At 63.2% G+C, this 16,014-nt stretch carries 15 protein-coding genes; 7 read left to right on the forward strand and 8 right to left on the reverse strand.

Annotation, left to right across the window (positions count from 1 at the left end; genetic code table 11):
• Positions 1–14 precede the first annotated feature (14 nt).
• The 4 genes from ACIQTW_RS08780 to ACIQTW_RS08795 all read left to right on the forward strand — a co-directional run bounded on the left by ACIQTW_RS08780 (position 15) and on the right by ACIQTW_RS08795 (position 5,334).
• The gene (locus ACIQTW_RS08780) at positions 15–932 is read left to right on the forward strand and encodes a LysR family transcriptional regulator (protein ID WP_402936100.1); all 918 of its coding nucleotides are present in this window, start codon (positions 15–17) and stop codon (positions 930–932) included.
• A gap of 342 nt (positions 933–1,274) precedes the next feature.
• Entirely contained in the window at positions 1,275–2,624 is a 1,350-nt protein-coding gene (locus ACIQTW_RS08785) for an MFS transporter (RefSeq protein WP_402936102.1), read from the forward strand.
• Between the two features lie 44 nt (positions 2,625–2,668).
• Positions 2,669–3,901 carry a M20 family metallo-hydrolase gene (locus ACIQTW_RS08790; protein ID WP_402936104.1) on the forward strand — a complete coding sequence of 411 codons (1,233 nt, stop codon included), beginning with the start codon at positions 2,669–2,671 and terminating at the stop codon, positions 3,899–3,901.
• Complete coding sequence (locus ACIQTW_RS08795) at positions 3,898–5,334, forward strand: amidase (RefSeq protein ID WP_402936106.1); 1,437 nt, start codon at positions 3,898–3,900, stop codon at positions 5,332–5,334. The genes ACIQTW_RS08790 and ACIQTW_RS08795 overlap by 4 nt, the downstream gene beginning before the upstream one ends.
• 13 nt (positions 5,335–5,347) lie before the next feature.
• Here the strand turns inward: ACIQTW_RS08795 and ACIQTW_RS08800 are convergent, their stop codons facing one another.
• Complete coding sequence (locus ACIQTW_RS08800; RefSeq protein ID WP_402936108.1) at positions 5,348–6,337, reverse strand: LLM class flavin-dependent oxidoreductase; 990 nt, start codon at positions 6,335–6,337, stop codon at positions 5,348–5,350.
• Between the two features lie 280 nt (positions 6,338–6,617).
• On the opposite strand from ACIQTW_RS08800, the gene ACIQTW_RS08805 reads away from it, so the two are divergent.
• Positions 6,618–7,607: an ABC transporter substrate-binding protein gene (locus tag ACIQTW_RS08805; protein WP_402936110.1), complete on the forward strand. Its 990-nt coding sequence runs from the start codon at positions 6,618–6,620 to the stop codon at positions 7,605–7,607.
• 80 nt (positions 7,608–7,687) lie between these two features.
• Here the strand turns inward: ACIQTW_RS08805 and ACIQTW_RS08810 are convergent, their stop codons facing one another.
• On the reverse strand, positions 7,688–8,617 hold the full coding sequence (locus ACIQTW_RS08810; RefSeq protein ID WP_402936112.1) for a threonine/serine dehydratase: 930 nt from the start codon (positions 8,615–8,617) through the stop codon (positions 7,688–7,690).
• A 77-nt stretch (positions 8,618–8,694) separates the two neighbouring features.
• Here ACIQTW_RS08810 and ACIQTW_RS08815 point away from each other — a divergent pair, with 77 nt between their 5' ends.
• Together ACIQTW_RS08815 and ACIQTW_RS08820 are read left to right on the forward strand one after the other, a co-directional pair.
• Positions 8,695–9,138 (forward strand): GNAT family N-acetyltransferase, encoded by a 444-nt coding sequence (locus ACIQTW_RS08815; RefSeq protein ID WP_402936114.1) that lies wholly within the window; start codon positions 8,695–8,697, stop codon positions 9,136–9,138.
• 70 nt (positions 9,139–9,208) lie between these two features.
• The gene (locus tag ACIQTW_RS08820; protein ID WP_402936116.1) at positions 9,209–10,426 is read left to right on the forward strand and encodes an FG-GAP repeat domain-containing protein; all 1,218 of its coding nucleotides are present in this window, start codon (positions 9,209–9,211) and stop codon (positions 10,424–10,426) included.
• Between the two features lie 13 nt (positions 10,427–10,439).
• Here ACIQTW_RS08820 and ACIQTW_RS08825 read toward each other — a convergent pair whose 3' ends face one another.
• Genes ACIQTW_RS08825 through ACIQTW_RS08850 form a run of 6 tightly spaced genes read right to left on the reverse strand, consistent with a single transcriptional unit; the run spans position 10,440 to position 16,008 of the window.
• Positions 10,440–10,601 carry a hypothetical protein gene (locus ACIQTW_RS08825; protein ID WP_402936117.1) on the reverse strand — a complete coding sequence of 54 codons (162 nt, stop codon included), beginning with the start codon at positions 10,599–10,601 and terminating at the stop codon, positions 10,440–10,442.
• Positions 10,601–11,944 (reverse strand): NtaA/DmoA family FMN-dependent monooxygenase, encoded by a 1,344-nt coding sequence (locus ACIQTW_RS08830; protein WP_402936119.1) that lies wholly within the window; start codon positions 11,942–11,944, stop codon positions 10,601–10,603. Before ACIQTW_RS08830 ends, ACIQTW_RS08825 begins: the two co-directional genes overlap by 1 nt.
• Positions 11,945–11,953: 9 nt before the next feature.
• Entirely contained in the window at positions 11,954–13,021 is a 1,068-nt protein-coding gene (locus tag ACIQTW_RS08835; protein ID WP_402936121.1) for an LLM class flavin-dependent oxidoreductase, read from the reverse strand.
• Positions 13,018–13,863: a DUF1684 domain-containing protein gene (locus ACIQTW_RS08840; RefSeq protein ID WP_402936123.1), complete on the reverse strand. Its 846-nt coding sequence runs from the start codon at positions 13,861–13,863 to the stop codon at positions 13,018–13,020. Before ACIQTW_RS08840 ends, ACIQTW_RS08835 begins: the two co-directional genes overlap by 4 nt.
• Complete coding sequence (locus ACIQTW_RS08845; RefSeq protein ID WP_402936125.1) at positions 13,847–15,013, reverse strand: LLM class flavin-dependent oxidoreductase; 1,167 nt, start codon at positions 15,011–15,013, stop codon at positions 13,847–13,849. Before ACIQTW_RS08845 ends, ACIQTW_RS08840 begins: the two co-directional genes overlap by 17 nt.
• Positions 15,010–16,008, reverse strand: coding sequence for an ABC transporter substrate-binding protein (locus ACIQTW_RS08850; protein WP_402936127.1), 999 nt, complete (start codon positions 16,006–16,008; stop codon positions 15,010–15,012). Before ACIQTW_RS08850 ends, ACIQTW_RS08845 begins: the two co-directional genes overlap by 4 nt.
• Between the last annotated feature and the right edge of the window lie 6 nt (positions 16,009–16,014).

The raw sequence follows: 16,014 nt of genomic DNA on the forward strand, positions 1-16,014 counted from the left end.
GCGACCATGGACGGATGGCCAAACCCTTCACCCTCACGCAGCTGCGATACTTCGCCGTGGTGGCGGAACTCGAGAACATGACGGCGGCGGCCCAGCGGCTCATGGTGACACAGTCCGCGCTATCAGCGGCGATGGCACAGTTGGAAACGAGCCTGGCCACGCAACTGTTCGTTCGCCATAAGTCCCGGGGCCTTCGACTGACACAGAGCGGCCGACAATTCGCCAAAGACATCAAGTCCTTCCTTGAGCAGGCAGATTCGCTGTATGAATCCGCGCGAGGCCTGTCCACCACGCTGGTTGGCGAGCTGAAAGTTGGCGTCTTCGCCCCGCTGGCGCCTTTCCGCCTTCCTGCCATTCTGCAGACGTTCGAAACCCGGCATCCCGGCGTCGAGGTTTCCATCCTGGAAGCGGATCTGGCTACCTTGCAAGACGCGCTGATGGACGGCCGTTGCGACGTTGCCCTCACCTACGGCCTGGGCCTTGGCAAGGGTTTCGCGTACAAAGTGGTGGAGCGGGTCCCGCCACACATCCTGGTCCACGAGGGGCACCCGGCCGCGGCACGCCCGGAACGTGAAATCTCCCTGAGGGAGCTCGACGGCGAGCCCTCCGTGGTGTTGGACCTTCCGCACAGCCGGGAGTACTACGAGCAGCTGTATGCCATGGCCGGGGTAGTCCAGAACGTGCGGCACCGATTCGCGGGTTATGAGACGGTACGCTCATTCGTAGCCAAGGGCCACGGCTATGCCATCCTCAACCAGCGACTGCACAGTGACGTCACCTACTCAGGTGGAAAGGTGGTCCCCCTGGCATTGACGGATGCCTTCCCGCCGATCGAGGTGATGTTGGTGCGCCCGGAAGGAGTCCAGGCCACCCAGCGGGTGCTGGCCTTCGAAGACACCTGCCTGAAGTTGTACGGCGCCGTCCGGAACTAGATCTGCACAACCCAAGAGCTATCGAAGAAGTCGATCGCAGAATCAAAAACAATCAATTGGACAGATGTGATGTGCGTCACCGAAGGTTGAAGCAGTCCAGCATCTGCATCCCCGGCAAGGGCCTCAGAGTCCCTGCTATTGCAGTAAAGTCCCCACAGCCGGACCTCCGTTTGCCATCTTGATCAGAGGAGATTCGATGGTACAGAACAGCGTTGAAAGTGTCCGCGTGGTTTCGGCCCGCGGTCCCATCCGCAACAACCATGCAATATTCGCCGAAATCATTTCCCAGAGCCGAAACACCGAATCGGCAGCAGGAAATCTGAGCAACCTAGCGTGGCAGTCATGACCCTCAATAAGCTTGCCGAGCAAGAATCGACCCCCTCAACGCCCGCCACCAGCGGCAGTGTCCAGCACCAGCACAAGTCCACAACCATGCAGAAGCGTGTCCTGGCTGGCGGCAGCGTAGGCCAGTTCATCGAGTTCTACGACTTCACCCTCTACGGCCTCACGGCCGTGGTGTTCTCTCAACTCTTCTTCCCGGGCAGCAACCCGCTGACAGCAATGCTCGCCACGTTCGCCACGTTCGGCGTAGCTTTCGTGGTCCGTCCCCTCGGCGGGCTGTTCTTCGGCGCACTGGGCGATCGGATCGGTCGGCGCCGGGTCCTCACCATCACCCTCATCGCGATCGGCGGAGCCACGGCCCTCATGGGGCTGCTCCCCACATACGCCCAAATCGGAGCTTGGGCACCGGCCCTCCTGGTTCTCTGCCGGCTGATCCAAGGATTCTCCGCGGGTGGCGAATCCGTTGGTGCACCGTCCTTCGTGTTCGAACATGCGCCCGTCAGCAAACGTGGCTTCTGGCTCAACATCACCATCGCAGCAACGGCGCTGCCATCGGTGGTGGCGGGCTCAATGATCCTGATCCTCAGCCAATCCATGCCCAATTCGGCATTCATGGAATGGGGCTGGCGCTTGCCGTTCCTGCTCGCCCTCCCCCTTGCCTTGTTCGGAGTGTGGATCCGTAGCCGCACCGAAGAAAGCGATGTCTTCAAGAAGGCACAGGACGGGCAGACCAAGGAATTCAGCCCCATCCGCGAGGCCTTCCGCGAAAACAAGCTCCGCATGTTGCAGGTCGTCTTCGTGATGGGCCTGACAGCAATGGGCTTTTACTTTCTCTCCGCCTACTTCGTCTCCTATGTCCAGACGACAGGAAAACTAAGCCGCGAGCAGTCATTGATGGTCAACGCCGCGGCACTGGCACTCTATGCCGTACTCCTGCCGATCGGCGGGCGACTCGGGGATCGTTTCGGCCGCAAGCCAATGTTGATCGCCGGTTCCGCTGCCCTGGCTTTGCTGTCCATCCCGAGCTTCATGCTCGTGACCAGCGGCAGCCTGCCCCTTGCACTGCTCGGCCAATCAATCTTCGTGGTGGCACTCTGCATCTACGGGGGCGGGTGTTACACGTTCTTCGTCGAAATCTTCACCACCAAAACACGCTTCACCTCGGCAGCTGTTAGTTACAACGGCGCCTACGCGATCTTCGGCGGCACCGCTCCACTGATCGGCACTGCACTGGTAGGCGCTACCGGGGTACCGCATGCGCCAGGCCTCTACATGGCGGCAGCTGCCGCCGTCGTGCTTCTCCTGATCCTCTTCACCAAGGTGCCTGAGACCCGCGGCCGCATGGGCTAAGACCCACCGCACCCATTGCCCTTCCAAGCACTCTAAGGACCTCCATGACCTCCTCAGCTTTTCTTCAGGACTTCCACCATGTGGCCACCATCGGTGCCACAGCCAACAACGGCGTCGACCGCCAAGCCGCAACGCCTGATGACGCAAAGACCCGCGCCTGGTTTGGGCAGTGGATTCACGACGCCGGATGGCAGCTTCAGGTGGATGGCATCGGCAATATGTTCGGGCTGCTTGAGTGGACGCCCGGAGCGCCCTTCATCCTGATCGGTTCCCATCTGGACAGTCAGCCGTTGGGTGGCCGATTCGACGGCGCCTACGGTGTGATTGCCGCCCTGCACGCGGCCCGGGCCATTGACCTCGACGTCAGGGCGGCCGGAACTGCGCCCCGCTTCAACCTGGCCGTTGTCAACTGGTTCAATGAGGAAGGTGGCAGGTTCGCCCCTTCCGTCATGGGAAGTTCTGTTTTCACGGGGCTGTTTGACCGCGAACAGATGTTGTCCGTCAAAGACCTCCAGGGCGTCTCAGTCCGCGAGGCTCTGGAAGGCATTGGTTACCTCGGTACGGACGCCGGACCGAAAGCCGCGGGCTACGCGGAAATCCATATAGAGCAGGGCCGCATCCTGGAACGGGAAGGAATCAGCATCGGTTTGGTGGACAGCAGCTGGTACACGCAGAAGCTGGACATTGAAGTGCTGGGCGAACAGTCCCACACTGGTGCCACCGCCATGGCAGACCGGCACGATGCCCTGGTGGCGGCATCAAAAATCATCCTGATGGTTCACGAGGTCACCAAAGACTTCGACGAGGAAGCATTGGTCTCCTCCGTAGGCCAGCTGACGCTGGAGCCCAATTCGCCCATCGTCGTCGCCCGGCGTGTGCACCTGGTGGCGGATTTGAGGTCCGGCGACCCCGGGATCGTCAATGCGGCCCGAGCCAGGTTGCTGGCCGACATCGGGAAACTGGCCGCTGAACATGACATCAAGGTCAACGTCAAAGACTTCGATATCCGCCCCATCCGGCGTTTCCCGGAAGCCGGGCTGGAACTATCAGCCAAGGTCGCGGCCAACCTTGGGCTGTCTTCCCGCCGTATCCAGACCATGGCCGGGCACGATTCCGTAGCCATGAACACGGCCGTTCCTTCTGTGATGTTGTTTGTCCCGAGCGTGGACGGCGTATCCCACTGCGAGCGCGAATTCACCAGCGACGAGGATATGGTGACGGGCGTGCAGATGCTGACGGGTGTTGCCCGGGAGCTGGTGCAGGGAGAGCTGGCATGACCGCGCTGCATTACCTCGACGCCAGTACGGCCCTGGGTTTGTTCCGGCGCCGTGAGCTTTCTCCGGTGGAACTATTGCAAGGGGTGATCGACCGCATCGGGGAGGTAAATGGCGGCGTCAATGCGCTGACGGAGACACTCTTTGAGGAGGCCCTGCCGGCGGCACGAAAGGCAGCCACCCGCTATGCCCGCGGCCGGGACCTAACTCCCCTGCTGGGATTACCGGTGGCCGCGAAGGAAAAGCACGGGCTCCAAGGCCGCACACTCTCCCAGGGGCTAGTGGCGCGGAAGGACACCATTGCAGCGGCGGACCATCCTGTGATTGACAGGATTCGACGGGCCGGCGGGATCATCCATGCGCGAACCACCACACCGGAATTGAGCTGTGCCACTATCACGCACAGCCCGCTCTGGGGCGTCACCCGGAACCCGTGGAACCAGCAGTTCTCCCCCGGTGGGTCATCGGGGGGCTCCGGTGCGGCATTGGCTGCGGGGTTCGCACCCCTGGCTACGGCGTCTGACATCGCTGGATCAACCCGGTTACCGGCGTCGTTCACTGGAACAGTTGGCTACAAGGCGCCCTACGGAAGGATTCCAGGGTTAGCCCCGTTGTCAGCGGACCACTACCGGGGTGATGGGCCCATGGCACGTACCGTGGCAGACACGGCATTGCTGGCGAACATCATGTCCGGGCGGCACCCCGGTGATCACACCACAGTGGCCGACGCTGCGTCGATAACTCCGGATCCGGCATCGGTGGCCGGCTTACGGATCGCCCTTTGCCTACGTTTGGGCAATTACGCGGTAGCTCCCGACGTCGAGGCCAACACCCGTCGAGTGGCGGAAGCACTGACGGCGGCGGGGGCCGTGGTGGAGGAGATCGTCCTCCCCTGGACCGTCGAGCAGATCAGCAGAACCATGTTTACCCACTTCGGGTATCTGCTGGGCCCAGCCATGGAGGACGAAACGGCCGGTAGCGAACCCCAGCTTGCCGCCTACACCAAGCGCTTCATGGCTGACGCCCGAGCGGCAGCCGAGGCTAACCGATATGTAGACGGGCTGCGGGCCGAAACCCTCCTGCAGGCGCAGCTGGCAGAGGCCATGACCGGGTTCAACGCGCTGCTGTGTCCGGCATCGGCTATTCCAGCTTTGGACGCCGACGCCGACTATCTCAACGGAATCGACGCCAATGGCCAACATCTCAGCCATTACTGGCAGGCACATATGACCGCGCCGTTCAACATTGCCAACCGCTGCCCGGTCCTGGCCGTTCCCAGTGGGATGGCAGACTGCGGCATCCCCACAGGGGTGCAGATCGTGGGCCATCCGTTCGACGACGCGACCGTATTCCACATCGGTGCAGCCGTGGAATCCGCGCTTCCGTGGGCTGATCGCCACCCCATGGCACCCGAACTGGCAGGGCGTTTGGGGTGACGGAGCCTAGGCCCTACGCGCGGACAAGCCCCGCAACCTCGGCCACGAGTTCCACCGACCGGAGGCGCTCTTCGGTGCCGATGCTCTGGTGCGCCACGATCAGTTCATCGGCATCAGCGAACGCCGCGAACTCGTCGAGGTAATCGCGCACCACATCCTTGGTGCCCACGGCGGAGAACTTCATCATCTGGGCAATGTGCTGGCCCTGCGGGGAGTCGAGCACCATGTCTGCTTCGTCGTCGGTGAACTCGCGCCCGCCGCCGAAGAACAGTGAAACGCGGGCCCGCTTCACGGCGAGGTGGATCGCCTGTGCTTCGGAGTTGGAGTCCGCGGCCGTAACGTTCACGCCGGCGATCACGTGCGGCTCGGCCAGCTGGTCCGAGGGCTGGAATTCGCGGCGATAAACAGCTACGGCATCCTGAAGCGCGGCCGGGGCAAAGTGTGAAGCGAAAGCGTACGGAAGGCCAAGTTGGGCGGCCAGCTGGGCACCGAACAGCGAGGACCCCAGGATGTACAGCGGCACGTTGGTGCCCTTGCCCGGCGTCGCTTCAACACCTTGGATGCGGGTAGGGCCAGTGAGGTAGCCCTGCAGTTCCAGCACATCCTGCGGGAACCTGTCCGAGGACGTGTGGTCGCGGCGCAGCGCGCGCATGGTGTTCTGGTCACTCCCGGGTGCACGGCCGAGGCCGAGGTCGATCCGCCCCGGGTGCAGCGTCTCCAACGTGCCGAACTGCTCAGCGATGGTCAGGGGCGAGTGGTTGGGCAGCATGACGCCACCGGCACCCAGGCGGATGGTGTTGGTGTGGGCGGCGACGTGGGCGATCAGCACGCTGGTAGCGGAGGAAGCAATGGCGGACATGTTGTGGTGCTCGGCGTACCAAACCCGGCGATAGCCCAGCTCTTCGGCCTTCTGCGCCATGGCGACGCTGCCTGCGAGGCTTTCCGCCGCCGTCTGGCCCTTCCCGATGGTTGCCAGGTCGAGGATGGAAAGAGGAACAGTCACAGGAAAAGCCTTTCGATACGTTTTTGTGCCCGCACCGTTGATTGCCGGGCACTCTAGCGACAACGACGACGACACCTGGCTTATTTCTGTGAGTTGCGTCGCGCGCTTTTTCCCCAAGGTTTAGCGACAGTTTTGTGACACCGTTCGACGCCCGATTAACCGCCGTGAACCCCTGTATCCCAGCGTTTCAGATCGCTTTGACCCCTCCTGATAGCTGCCGGATAGTTGCAGCCACAAGTACGCATCAGCCTTCCCGATTCGGGCAAACCAAGGAGAAATAATGGCACGCTTTGCTCTCAAGACCGGCGTCACCGCGGCGCTGGCCGCTACGGCGTTACTGGGGCTGGCGGCCTGCTCCGATCCCGGGGCGACGGCCGCAACAGGGGCGACCGCCCCGGCGTCGAGCGCTTCATCCAATGCCACCAAAGAGTTCAACCTGACCCCGCAGCAGGATCGCATCAAGGTCACGGTGGACTCCGCCGCGGCCGCACTGGTTCCCGACGCCATCAAAGCGGACGGCAAGCTGACCGTTGTGACCACCGGCGGCACTCCCCCGCTGAGCACCTTCGCCACGGATAACAAGACGCTCATTGGCAGTGAAGTGGACATTGCCTACGCAGTGGGTGAGAGCCTGGGCCTCCAAGTGGAAGTGCTGCCGGTGGCGTGGGCGGACTGGCCGCTTGGCGTCGAATCCGGCAAGTACGAGGCCGTCCTCTCCAACGTCACCGTGACCGAGGCGCGTAAGGAGAAGTTCGACTTCGCCACGTACCGCAATGACCTCCTGGGCTTCTATGCCAAGACCGACTCGGACATCGCAACCATCAAGGAAGCCAAGGACGTGGCCGGCAAGCGCATCATCGTCGGCTCGGGCACCAACCAGGAAGCCATCCTGGTGCGCTGGGACGAGGAGAACAAGAAGAACGGCTTGAAGCCGGTTGAGTTCCAGTATTACGACGACGACTCCGCGTCCCAGCTCGCCCTCCAGTCAGGCCGCGCGGACTTGACGTTCGGACCCAATGCGTCCGCAGCGTACAAGGCTGCGAAAGATGGAAAGACCAAGGAAGTGGGCACGCTCGAAGGCGGCTGGCCGCTGAAGGCCGAAATTGCCTTCACCACCCAAAAGGGCAACGGACTCGCCGTCGCCGCCCAGGCTGCACTCAACACCCTCATCAAGGATGGAAGCTACGCCAGGATCCTGGACCGCTGGGGACTTTCCTCCGAGGCCATTCCGTCGTCCGAATTGAACCCGGCAGGCCTGCCCAAGAAGTAAGCTCGCTGACCCAACTGAGTAACAGCACATGTCGCAATGAACGCTCAATGGAGCGTTTGCTGTCACTCAGTTGGGTGCGGTTAGAAGTGGGCGGGGTCCGTGTTGGCGCCGCAAAGAATGACAGCAACGGTTTCGCCTGCTCGTGGGGTGTAGGCGCCGGACAGCAGCGCGGCGTAGGCTGCGGCTGCGCCGTGCTCCACCACGATGCGATGCTTCTCCCACAAGGCACGGCGGGCTTGGACAATGTCCTCGTCCGTGACCAGCAGGCTTTGGACACCCGTACGCCGGGCAACTCCGAAGCCGATCTCTCCGATCCGCCGGGCTCCGAGGGAGTCCGCGGCAATCCCGGAGACCGCCACATCCACCGGTTCGCCCTTGGCCAACGCGGTGTGCAAGGTTGGGACAGTTTCAGGTTCGACGCCCACCACGTGCGCCCTTCCTTCGACGGCCGCAGCGATGCCGCCCATCAGCCCACCACCGCCCACAGCAACCAGGATCGTGTCGACGTCGGGCAGTTCGTCCAGGAGCTCAAGCCCAACGCCACCTGCGCCGGCCACGATCTCGGGCTGATCATAGGCATGGCAGTAGACGGCCCCCTTTTCTTCAGCGAAGCGGATCGCAGCGGCATAGGCCTCCGCGTACTCTGCGCCGCCTTGAACTACCTTCGCACCACTTGCGTAGAGCTTGTGGACCTTGTTTGCCGGGGCCGATTCTGGAACGAAAACTGTTGCAGGGACTCCCAGCTTGGCTGCGGCGTAAGCGTTGGCCAGGCCAGCGTTGCCACCTGAAGCGACCACGATGCCCACCTCCGGATTGAGCTCCCCGCTTTCCTTCGCCGTGAGCAGGCGATTGAAAGCACCACGGGCCTTGAAGGAGCCGGTGTGCTGCATGTACTCGCACTTGAACCACAGGTGGTACGGCTCCTGGTTGCCACTCTCGGCGAGCGGCGTGTGGCGAACCCAGCCGGCTGTCCGGGAGTACGCTGCTTCTACTTCTTCGCGTGTGACCATCGTGGCTGCACCTTTCGTCGGTTTCATCCTATGGTTTTCGTGGGCGGCCTCGAACTGGTCGGCATAGGCTTGATGGCATGTCCGCTGACTTTGTCCTCCGCCCCTCCGTAGCTACCGACGCCGCGTGGATTGCCGAACTTCGTGCTGTAGTGATGCGAGCCGACCTTGAGCGGTTACAGCGTTTCGATCCTGTGCGGGTCCGCGAGCGCTTCTTGAACGGATTCCAGCCCGAGCACACGTACATCATTCATTCGGACGGCGTAGACGCCGGCGTGATTGCTGTCCGCCCCGAGCCGGATAGCCGGTGGATTGAACACTTCTATGTTGCTCCGGCACATCAGGGCAAAGGGTTGGGCAGTGCAGTGCTCCGCCACGTTATGTCTGCATCCGTGGACGAACGCCCGTTCCGTCTGGACGTGTTGCAGGGAAGCGCGGCCCGTCGCCTCTACGAGCGTCACGGCTTCGTGCTGGAATCCGAGGACCCCATCGATGTGTTCATGGTGGCCCCGTCAACCCCCTGACTCCACGGACGGAAGTGCGGTAACCTCAGCACACCACGCGGCAACGACGCGATACTTTCCGGGGGGAAAAATGGGGATCTTTCGATCGCGCTCGTTGAGGCGCTCTGTCACGACCGTAATGGCAATGGGACTTTTGGGTTCCGTGCTGGGGGCGGGGGTGCTGGGGGTGGGGCCAGCCTCTGCAGCGTCCCAGCCGACACCGATTATCGACGGCGTTCCTTACGTCGGTTCTGAGATGAGACGACAGTACAACTATGACTATTGGGGGTGCAGGAACCCGGACGGCTCCGGCGATGCGATCACCTTGGAATGGTTGCGCGACGGCGAACCACTTCCTGCCGAGCGTCAGGGTGAAACCTTGCGGGTCCTCCCCGAGGATCAAGGCAGCCGCATCTCCCTGAGGGTCTACCCGCTAACCCCCGGCGAACCAGGCTGCCCCACCGGGACACAGCTGAGCGCCGAGACCAAACCCATCAAAGCCTCCAGTCGCGCCATGGGCTGGACAGGCCGGGGCAACTTCGAACCCCTCGCCCGCACGCATGATGGCAGGCTCATCCTGTACCCGAGGACGTACGTCTATAACGAAGGCCGGTGCGAGGGCCCTTGCCCGGCCTATATCGGTTCGTGGGATGAACCCCGGCAAGTCGGGGCCGGCTGGAACATGTTCAACATCGTCTTCTCTCCCGGAGATTTTGATGGCGACGGATTCAATGACCTCCTGGCGAGGAACGCGTCCGGCCAGTTGTTCCTTTACCGCGGAGACGGCGACGGCGGTTGGCTTCCTACCCGCCAAGTAGGTGCCGGGTGGAACATCTTCGATTCCATCGTGGGCCCTGGGGATTTCAACGGCGACGGCACCAACGACGTCCTGGCACGAAACGCGGGCGGCGATCTGTTCCTGTACCCGGGCAATGGAAACGGCGGCTGGCTCGCGCCAACCAAGGTGGGTTGGGGCTGGCAGGTCATGAACAAGATCATCCCCGGCGGCGATATGAACGGCGACGGCACCGTGGAGGTCTTCGGCCGCGATCACAGTGGTGGCCTGCAGCTGTACTCCGCCGACGGTCAAGGCGGCTGGGGCGCCCAGGCGTACATGGGTGGCGGCTGGAATGACTTCCTGGATGTGGCGGGCCTAGGTAGTGCCGCCCATCAGAAATACAACAATCTTGCTGCCATCGATCGAGATGGTGATCTTGTCCTGTACTCAACGGGCGCCGCGACCACAAGCCTTTATGGTCCGTACGGACCCATCGGCACCGGCTGGAACGTATTCAGGGAACTCCTCTAGCGCCCTTGGGCCGCTAAAGCGCCTGCCCCCACACCGTCAGCTGGAGGCTGACCGCTCCGCGCGAAACGTCGACGACGGCGGCACTCGAGCCGCCGCCGTCGGGCTCTGTCCCGCGTAGGCCCGGATGCAAGCCGAGCCGACGCAGAAAGTTCTTCAGCAGGCGTTCTGCCCTCATCAGACGTGCACCGAATCTTCGGACCGCACCGGCGTCTCCAGTCCCAGGTTTTCGCGGAGCGTAGTGCCCCTGTATTCCGTAGGGTAAACGCCGCGTTCCTGGAGCTCGGGCACCAGGTGGTTCACGATGTCGTCCAAACCTGTGGGGATGAGCCATGGCGAGATGTTGAATCCATCCACGGCGCCCACGCGGGCGTATTCGGCGAGGTGGTCGGCCACCGCCGTGTACGAACCGGTAAAAGTGGCGTCGATGCGTGCCGTCTTGGAGGTGACGAACTGGCGGATGGAGAGGCCCTTGTCCTTGGCCTCGGCCCTCCACTGATCGGCAAGCTGGCGGGCCTTGGCACCATGGAAGCCGCTGCCGCGGGTTTCGGAAGTTTCCTCCACCACGGGATCGATCTCCGGAAGAGGGCCGTCGGGATCGTAGGACGAGAGTTCGCGGCCCCAGAACTGTTCCAAATAAGCAATGGCCTGTTGCGGGCCGATCTGCAGGCTCCGCACCCAAGCTTTCTTCTCCTGGGCTTCCTGGTCCGTGGCGGCAAGGATGAACTCACTGGCAGGCATGATCTGCACGGAGTTGGCACTGCGGCCGGCTGCGACGGAGCGTGCAACGATGTCGCGGCGGAACTCTACAGCGTCGTCGAATTTGGGGTGGGCGGAGAAGATCACATCTGCTTGGCGGGCTGCGAAGTCGCGCCCGTCCGGGGAATCGCCGGCTTGGAAGAGCACGGGGCGGTACTGGGCGCTACGTGGCAGGCGCGGAGTGACGTCAACGGTGTAGTGCTGGCCTTCGTGAAGTACTCGTCGCGCAGGTCCGGTGGGGGTTTCCCACGAGTCCCAAATACGCTTGGCGGTTTCCACGAACGCTTCGGCGTGCTTGTACCGGTCAGCATGGTCCAGGTATCCGCCACGGCGGAAGTTGGCACCGGTCCAGGCGTTGTCTGTGGTGACGATGTTCCATGCGGCCCGGCCACCGGAGATCAGGTCCAGGGAAGACAAGCGATGCGCGAGGTCCGCGGGGTCGTTGTACGTGGTGTTCTGCGTAGCCACCAAGCCGATGTTCCTGGTGACTGCTGCCAATGCGGCAAGCATGGTCTGCGCGTCGGGCCGGCCCACGACATCGAGCGCATGGGGACGTCCTAGATGTTCGCGGAGGCGGAGCCCTTCACCCAGGAAGAACGCTGCGAACTTGCCCCGTTCCGCGGTCTGGGCGATGTGGCGGAACGATTCGAAGTCCGTCTGCGAGCCTGCTTGGGGTGCTTTCCAGATGGTGCCGGAGTTGACCCCTTGGAAGAAGATCCCGAACTGGATCCTGCCGCTTGGCTGGAAAATGTGGCGTGTCATGGTGTTCCCCTACTTTCCGGCGGCAACAGTAGCCGCGGCAGTGGTCGAATAGCGGTTCTCCGCCGGAGCAAGACCCAGCACGTTACGGAACGTGCCGTCTTGGATGGGAGGTTGCAGGGCACCGCGGCGTCGCAGCTCGGGAAGGACGAGCCGTGAAAGTTCTTCCAGGTCCACTTCCAGGACAGCCGGGTGGAGTCGAACACCGTCGGCTTCCTGGAGGAGCGAATCGAGGAGATCGGCGAGGCCGGCAGCCGAACCGACAAAACGCGCTTGTCCGGTCTCCTCTGCGGCTCCGGAACGCGAGTCCGCAGCCTGCCCGCGCGCGTCCAGTACGACGTCGAGCTCTGCAACAATCGCTACCGAAGCACCAAGCCGGGCCCGCACGTCGCGGATCTCGGCAGTGAGCAGCTCCGGCGTCGGCGCCGTCACCAGCACGGCGTCCGCAGACTCCACCGGCACCAAACCCTCCCCCACCAGCGATGCCGCGGCCAACACGGGCAGCTGACCCTGCAGCGGCCGGGGAATGATGGAAGGGCCCTTCACCGAATAGGCCGGTCCTGCAAAGTCCGCGGGAGTTTCGAAGTCCGCATAGTGCAGCTTGTCGACGTCGATATACCGCCCGGTGGGAACATCGCGGATCACGGCGTCGTCCTCCCAGGAGTCCCACAACCTCCGGCTAACCTCGATGGACGCCGCTGCTTCCTGTGCCAGCGCCTCGCCCTGGACAAAAGAGCGTCCGACGGCGGCAGCAGCCTCGGGTGACTCCGCCGCGGTCGCGATCCACCCGGCCCGGCCGCGCGACACGTAGTCCAGGCTCGCGAGCTGCGTGGAGACGTGGAAAGGCTCCGTATAGACGGTATCCACCTCGGGGACCACGGCGATGGTCCGGGTCACTGGTCCGGCGAAAGCCGCACGCTGCAGGGCGTTGACCCTTCCGGCCTCCGGCGTGTCCTTGAAAGTTGCCACATGGAAACCGGCCGACTCGGCCGCGAGGACGGCGGCGGCAAGGTTCCCATACCCCGCGTCGTCGAGTTCAATGGCAAGGAATCCGGCCTTGCGTTCTTCGAAGGTGCTCACTGCTGGTCCTGACGTTCGTAGGGAATCTTCTCGCCCGCCTCGATGGCCACCGGAAGCCGGTTTTCGGCGGGTGGCAAAGGGCAGGTGGCAAGGTCGGTGTAGGCACACGGGAGGTTGACGGCCCGGTTGAAGTCGAGTTGCACGGAGCCATCGGCGGCCGGGACCACGGAGAGCGAACGGTTGGCCGCGTAGGTGGTTTTGCCGGAGGTCTGATCCGTGAACAGCACGGACAACGAACCCGGCTCATGGCCGTTGACCGCCGTCAGCGCCAGTTCCTCACCGGCCAGCTTGAAGCGAATCTCACCGGGCGCTTCGTAGACGTGGTGGATGCCTTCGACGGCGGCGCCCACCGTGGTGGGGCGCGGAGCCTCGAACGGGACGAACGTACCGGCTACGGCAAACGCGGCATTGGGCGTATAGGCGGGTGTGCCCTGGTATTCCTTCAAGAGAGCGTTGGACGGGTTCCGTGGCCGCACGATGTACTCGCCGCCGCGTTTGGCCACCTCGATCACGGTATCGCCGGAAACCAGGTTGATGCCGCCGCGTTCCTCTATAGGGCCGAACTCAAGCGTCTTGCCGGTGTTCAGTTCAACGCCGTCCTGCTGCAGGCTTTCGCCCGGCTTGAGGACAACACGCACGACGTCGTCCTCCGCACTCCAGCTGCCGGGCACGCCTTCCAGCGGTTTCGCCTCGTTGCTAAGCCAATGCAGGTGGGTCACGGCGAGGAAACCATGCGGGTGGGCACGGTGCCGCTCATGGGCCTCGTGCCACTCCTGCCATTCCTCGTCAAAGGATTCCGAGGCGGTTGCGGCGTGCGTAGCGCTCTTAGTGTGCAAAGACATTGGCGGTATCGCTCCTGTTGAAGGCGTGGTCAGCTGTGACGGTTGCTGCGGCGTCGGGTTCGGTGGCTCCGGCGAATTCTGGCCGGCCTCCGAAGGGATCTTCGGCTTCCCACAATGTGCTCGGCGCGGAAGCCCGGACGGCCGGAATAACCTCCAGCGCGAAGCGCTCCAGGATCTCCAGCTGCTGTTCAAAAGGCAGCGTGGTGGGCAAGGAGATCGACTGAAGGTCGTGTTGATACAGGGAGTGGTAGCTGAGGATTTTGTCGATCACTTGCTCAGGGCTGCCCACGAGTGCCGGACCTTCGGCTACGGCGTGTTGGATGTCCCTGAAGGGAGAGTTGTTGCCGGGGACATTTCGGCTGGCGGTTAGCCCTTCATAAACAGGCCCGTACTGGCGGATGGCTTCCTGGGTTGTGTCCGCGATGAAAACACCTCCTGCGCCACTGCCCGCGCCGAGGTACTGGTGCCGCGGATCGTGCCCGTGACGCCCGTACTCTTCGCGGTAGTGGTCGATCAGGACCTTGTAGTTCCCGCGGGGCTGGATGGCGTTGGCCGTAAACAATGGGTCACCCCATTTGGCGGCGAGCGCAGCGGACGTCAGGGTTGTAGCCGAGCCGTGCCAAATCCGCGGCGACCCCGCAAAGGGGCGGGGCGTCGTCGTGGTTGGCTCGGCGAGCGGTGACCTGAAGCGGCCGGACCAGGTGACGCTTTCCTTGCGCCACAGCGTGCGGAGGAGCGCGTACTTCTCGGCCAGGAGGTCCCACTGATCGTCCAGGGACAGCCCGAAGAGCGGGTACTGCAGGACTTCGTTGCCTTTGCCGATCACCAGTTCCAAACGGCCCCGGCTCAGTTGGTCGATGGTGGCGTAATCTTCGGCCACGCGCAACGGGTCAAGCACGGAGAGCACGGTGACACCGGTTTGGAGCCGGATTCGGCTGGTCACCGCGGCAATCGCGGCGAGGACCGTCGTCGGGGATGAGGAAACGAACCCGCCTGCGTGGCGTTCCCCGACGGAGAAACTGTCGAAGCCGAGTTCCTCGGCACGCCGGGCCGTTTCCACCACCTGGTTCAGCCGGTCAGAGGTAGAGACGATCTCCCCCGTGACCGGGTTCTTCACGTGGGGAATGATGTCCAGGACTTGGAACTTCATTTGCCGGTCCCGAACGTGGCTTCGGTGACCGTCTTGGATTCCGGGATGGCTTCTTCGGAGAGCCCCCAGCGTTCCAGGACCTTGCCGTAGGAGCCGTCCTTGATGGTGGAGTTCAGGGCATCGGTGATGGCAGGAGCCAGCCCGTTGCCCTTGAGGGTGGTGGCAGCAACGAGTGTTTCTGCAGGCCATCCGGCGTTGACCTTGCCAACCACTTTGAGGTCGTCGCGGGTGTTCTCCCGGTAGGTCACCGATGGGAATGGTGCCAGGTTCAGGTCCGTGCGGCCCGAGGAGAGCGCCAGGATGGTGTCGGCGTCGGAGGAGTAGTACTGCAGGGTGGCCGGCGCCTTACCCTTGGCCTCAAGCTCCTTGTTCCACGCCAGCAGGATCTTCTCCTGGTTAGTGCCCGAGCCGACGGAGATCTTCAAGCCCGAAATGTCGTCCGAACCCTTGATGTCGTATGTGGAGCTCTTCTTCGCTTCGAATCCCATGTACGCGGCGCGGTAGGTGGAGAAGTCGAACAACTTCACGCGGGCGGCGTTGATGCCCACGTTGGAGAAGACGGCCTCAAAATCACCGGACTGGGTCTTCAGCGGCCAGTTCTCCCACGACGTCACCTGGAGGTCCAGGTCCAACCCGAGCTTGTCGGCCACGAGCTGCGCGATGTCCACCTCAACACCGATCGGCGTCTTGTCATCCGTGGCGTGGAAGGACAGCGGAATGGAACCCGCGGTGGTGGCAACGGTCAGCTTGCCGTCCTTGGCGATGGCGGCAGGAACGGCCCCCGCCGCAGCAGCGTCTTTCTCGCCGCGGATCCGGTTCTGCTCTACGGACGTGTTGTAGACGATCCCGTTCTTGGCAGCCTCGGACTCCGGTTGGGCTGCCGACGCCCCAGGGTCGGAGCACCCGGCCAGCACTGGAAGCACGACGGCGGGAAGTACAGCAAGTGCCAGAAGCCTGCTTTTGTTGGAGGTGAAGGCGCGGGTGTTGCGAAGCATGGGATG

This window comes from Paenarthrobacter sp. NPDC090517, assembly GCF_044769165.1.
GTDB lineage: Bacteria > Actinomycetota > Actinomycetes > Actinomycetales > Micrococcaceae > Arthrobacter.

Bases quoted from the DNA above. Each gene is read 5' to 3' on its own strand.
- ACIQTW_RS08780 (WP_402936100.1), top strand. From the start codon at position 15: ATGGCCAAACCCTTCACCCTCACGCAGCTGCGATACTTCGCCGTGGTG.
- ACIQTW_RS08785 (WP_402936102.1), top strand. From the start codon at position 1,275: ATGACCCTCAATAAGCTTGCCGAGCAAGAATCGACCCCCTCAACGCCC.
- ACIQTW_RS08790 (WP_402936104.1), top strand. From the start codon at position 2,669: ATGACCTCCTCAGCTTTTCTTCAGGACTTCCACCATGTGGCCACCATC.
- ACIQTW_RS08795 (WP_402936106.1), top strand. From the start codon at position 3,898: ATGACCGCGCTGCATTACCTCGACGCCAGTACGGCCCTGGGTTTGTTC.
- ACIQTW_RS08805 (WP_402936110.1), top strand. From the start codon at position 6,618: ATGGCACGCTTTGCTCTCAAGACCGGCGTCACCGCGGCGCTGGCCGCT.
- ACIQTW_RS08810 (WP_402936112.1), bottom strand. From the start codon at position 8,617: ATGGTCACACGCGAAGAAGTAGAAGCAGCGTACTCCCGGACAGCCGGC.
- ACIQTW_RS08815 (WP_402936114.1), top strand. From the start codon at position 8,695: ATGTCCGCTGACTTTGTCCTCCGCCCCTCCGTAGCTACCGACGCCGCG.
- ACIQTW_RS08820 (WP_402936116.1), top strand. From the start codon at position 9,209: ATGGGGATCTTTCGATCGCGCTCGTTGAGGCGCTCTGTCACGACCGTA.
- ACIQTW_RS08825 (WP_402936117.1), bottom strand. From the start codon at position 10,601: ATGAGGGCAGAACGCCTGCTGAAGAACTTTCTGCGTCGGCTCGGCTTG.
- ACIQTW_RS08830 (WP_402936119.1), bottom strand. From the start codon at position 11,944: ATGACACGCCACATTTTCCAGCCAAGCGGCAGGATCCAGTTCGGGATC.
- ACIQTW_RS08840 (WP_402936123.1), bottom strand. From the start codon at position 13,863: ATGTCTTTGCACACTAAGAGCGCTACGCACGCCGCAACCGCCTCGGAA.
- ACIQTW_RS08845 (WP_402936125.1), bottom strand. From the start codon at position 15,013: ATGAAGTTCCAAGTCCTGGACATCATTCCCCACGTGAAGAACCCGGTC.
- ACIQTW_RS08850 (WP_402936127.1), bottom strand. From the start codon at position 16,008: ATGCTTCGCAACACCCGCGCCTTCACCTCCAACAAAAGCAGGCTTCTG.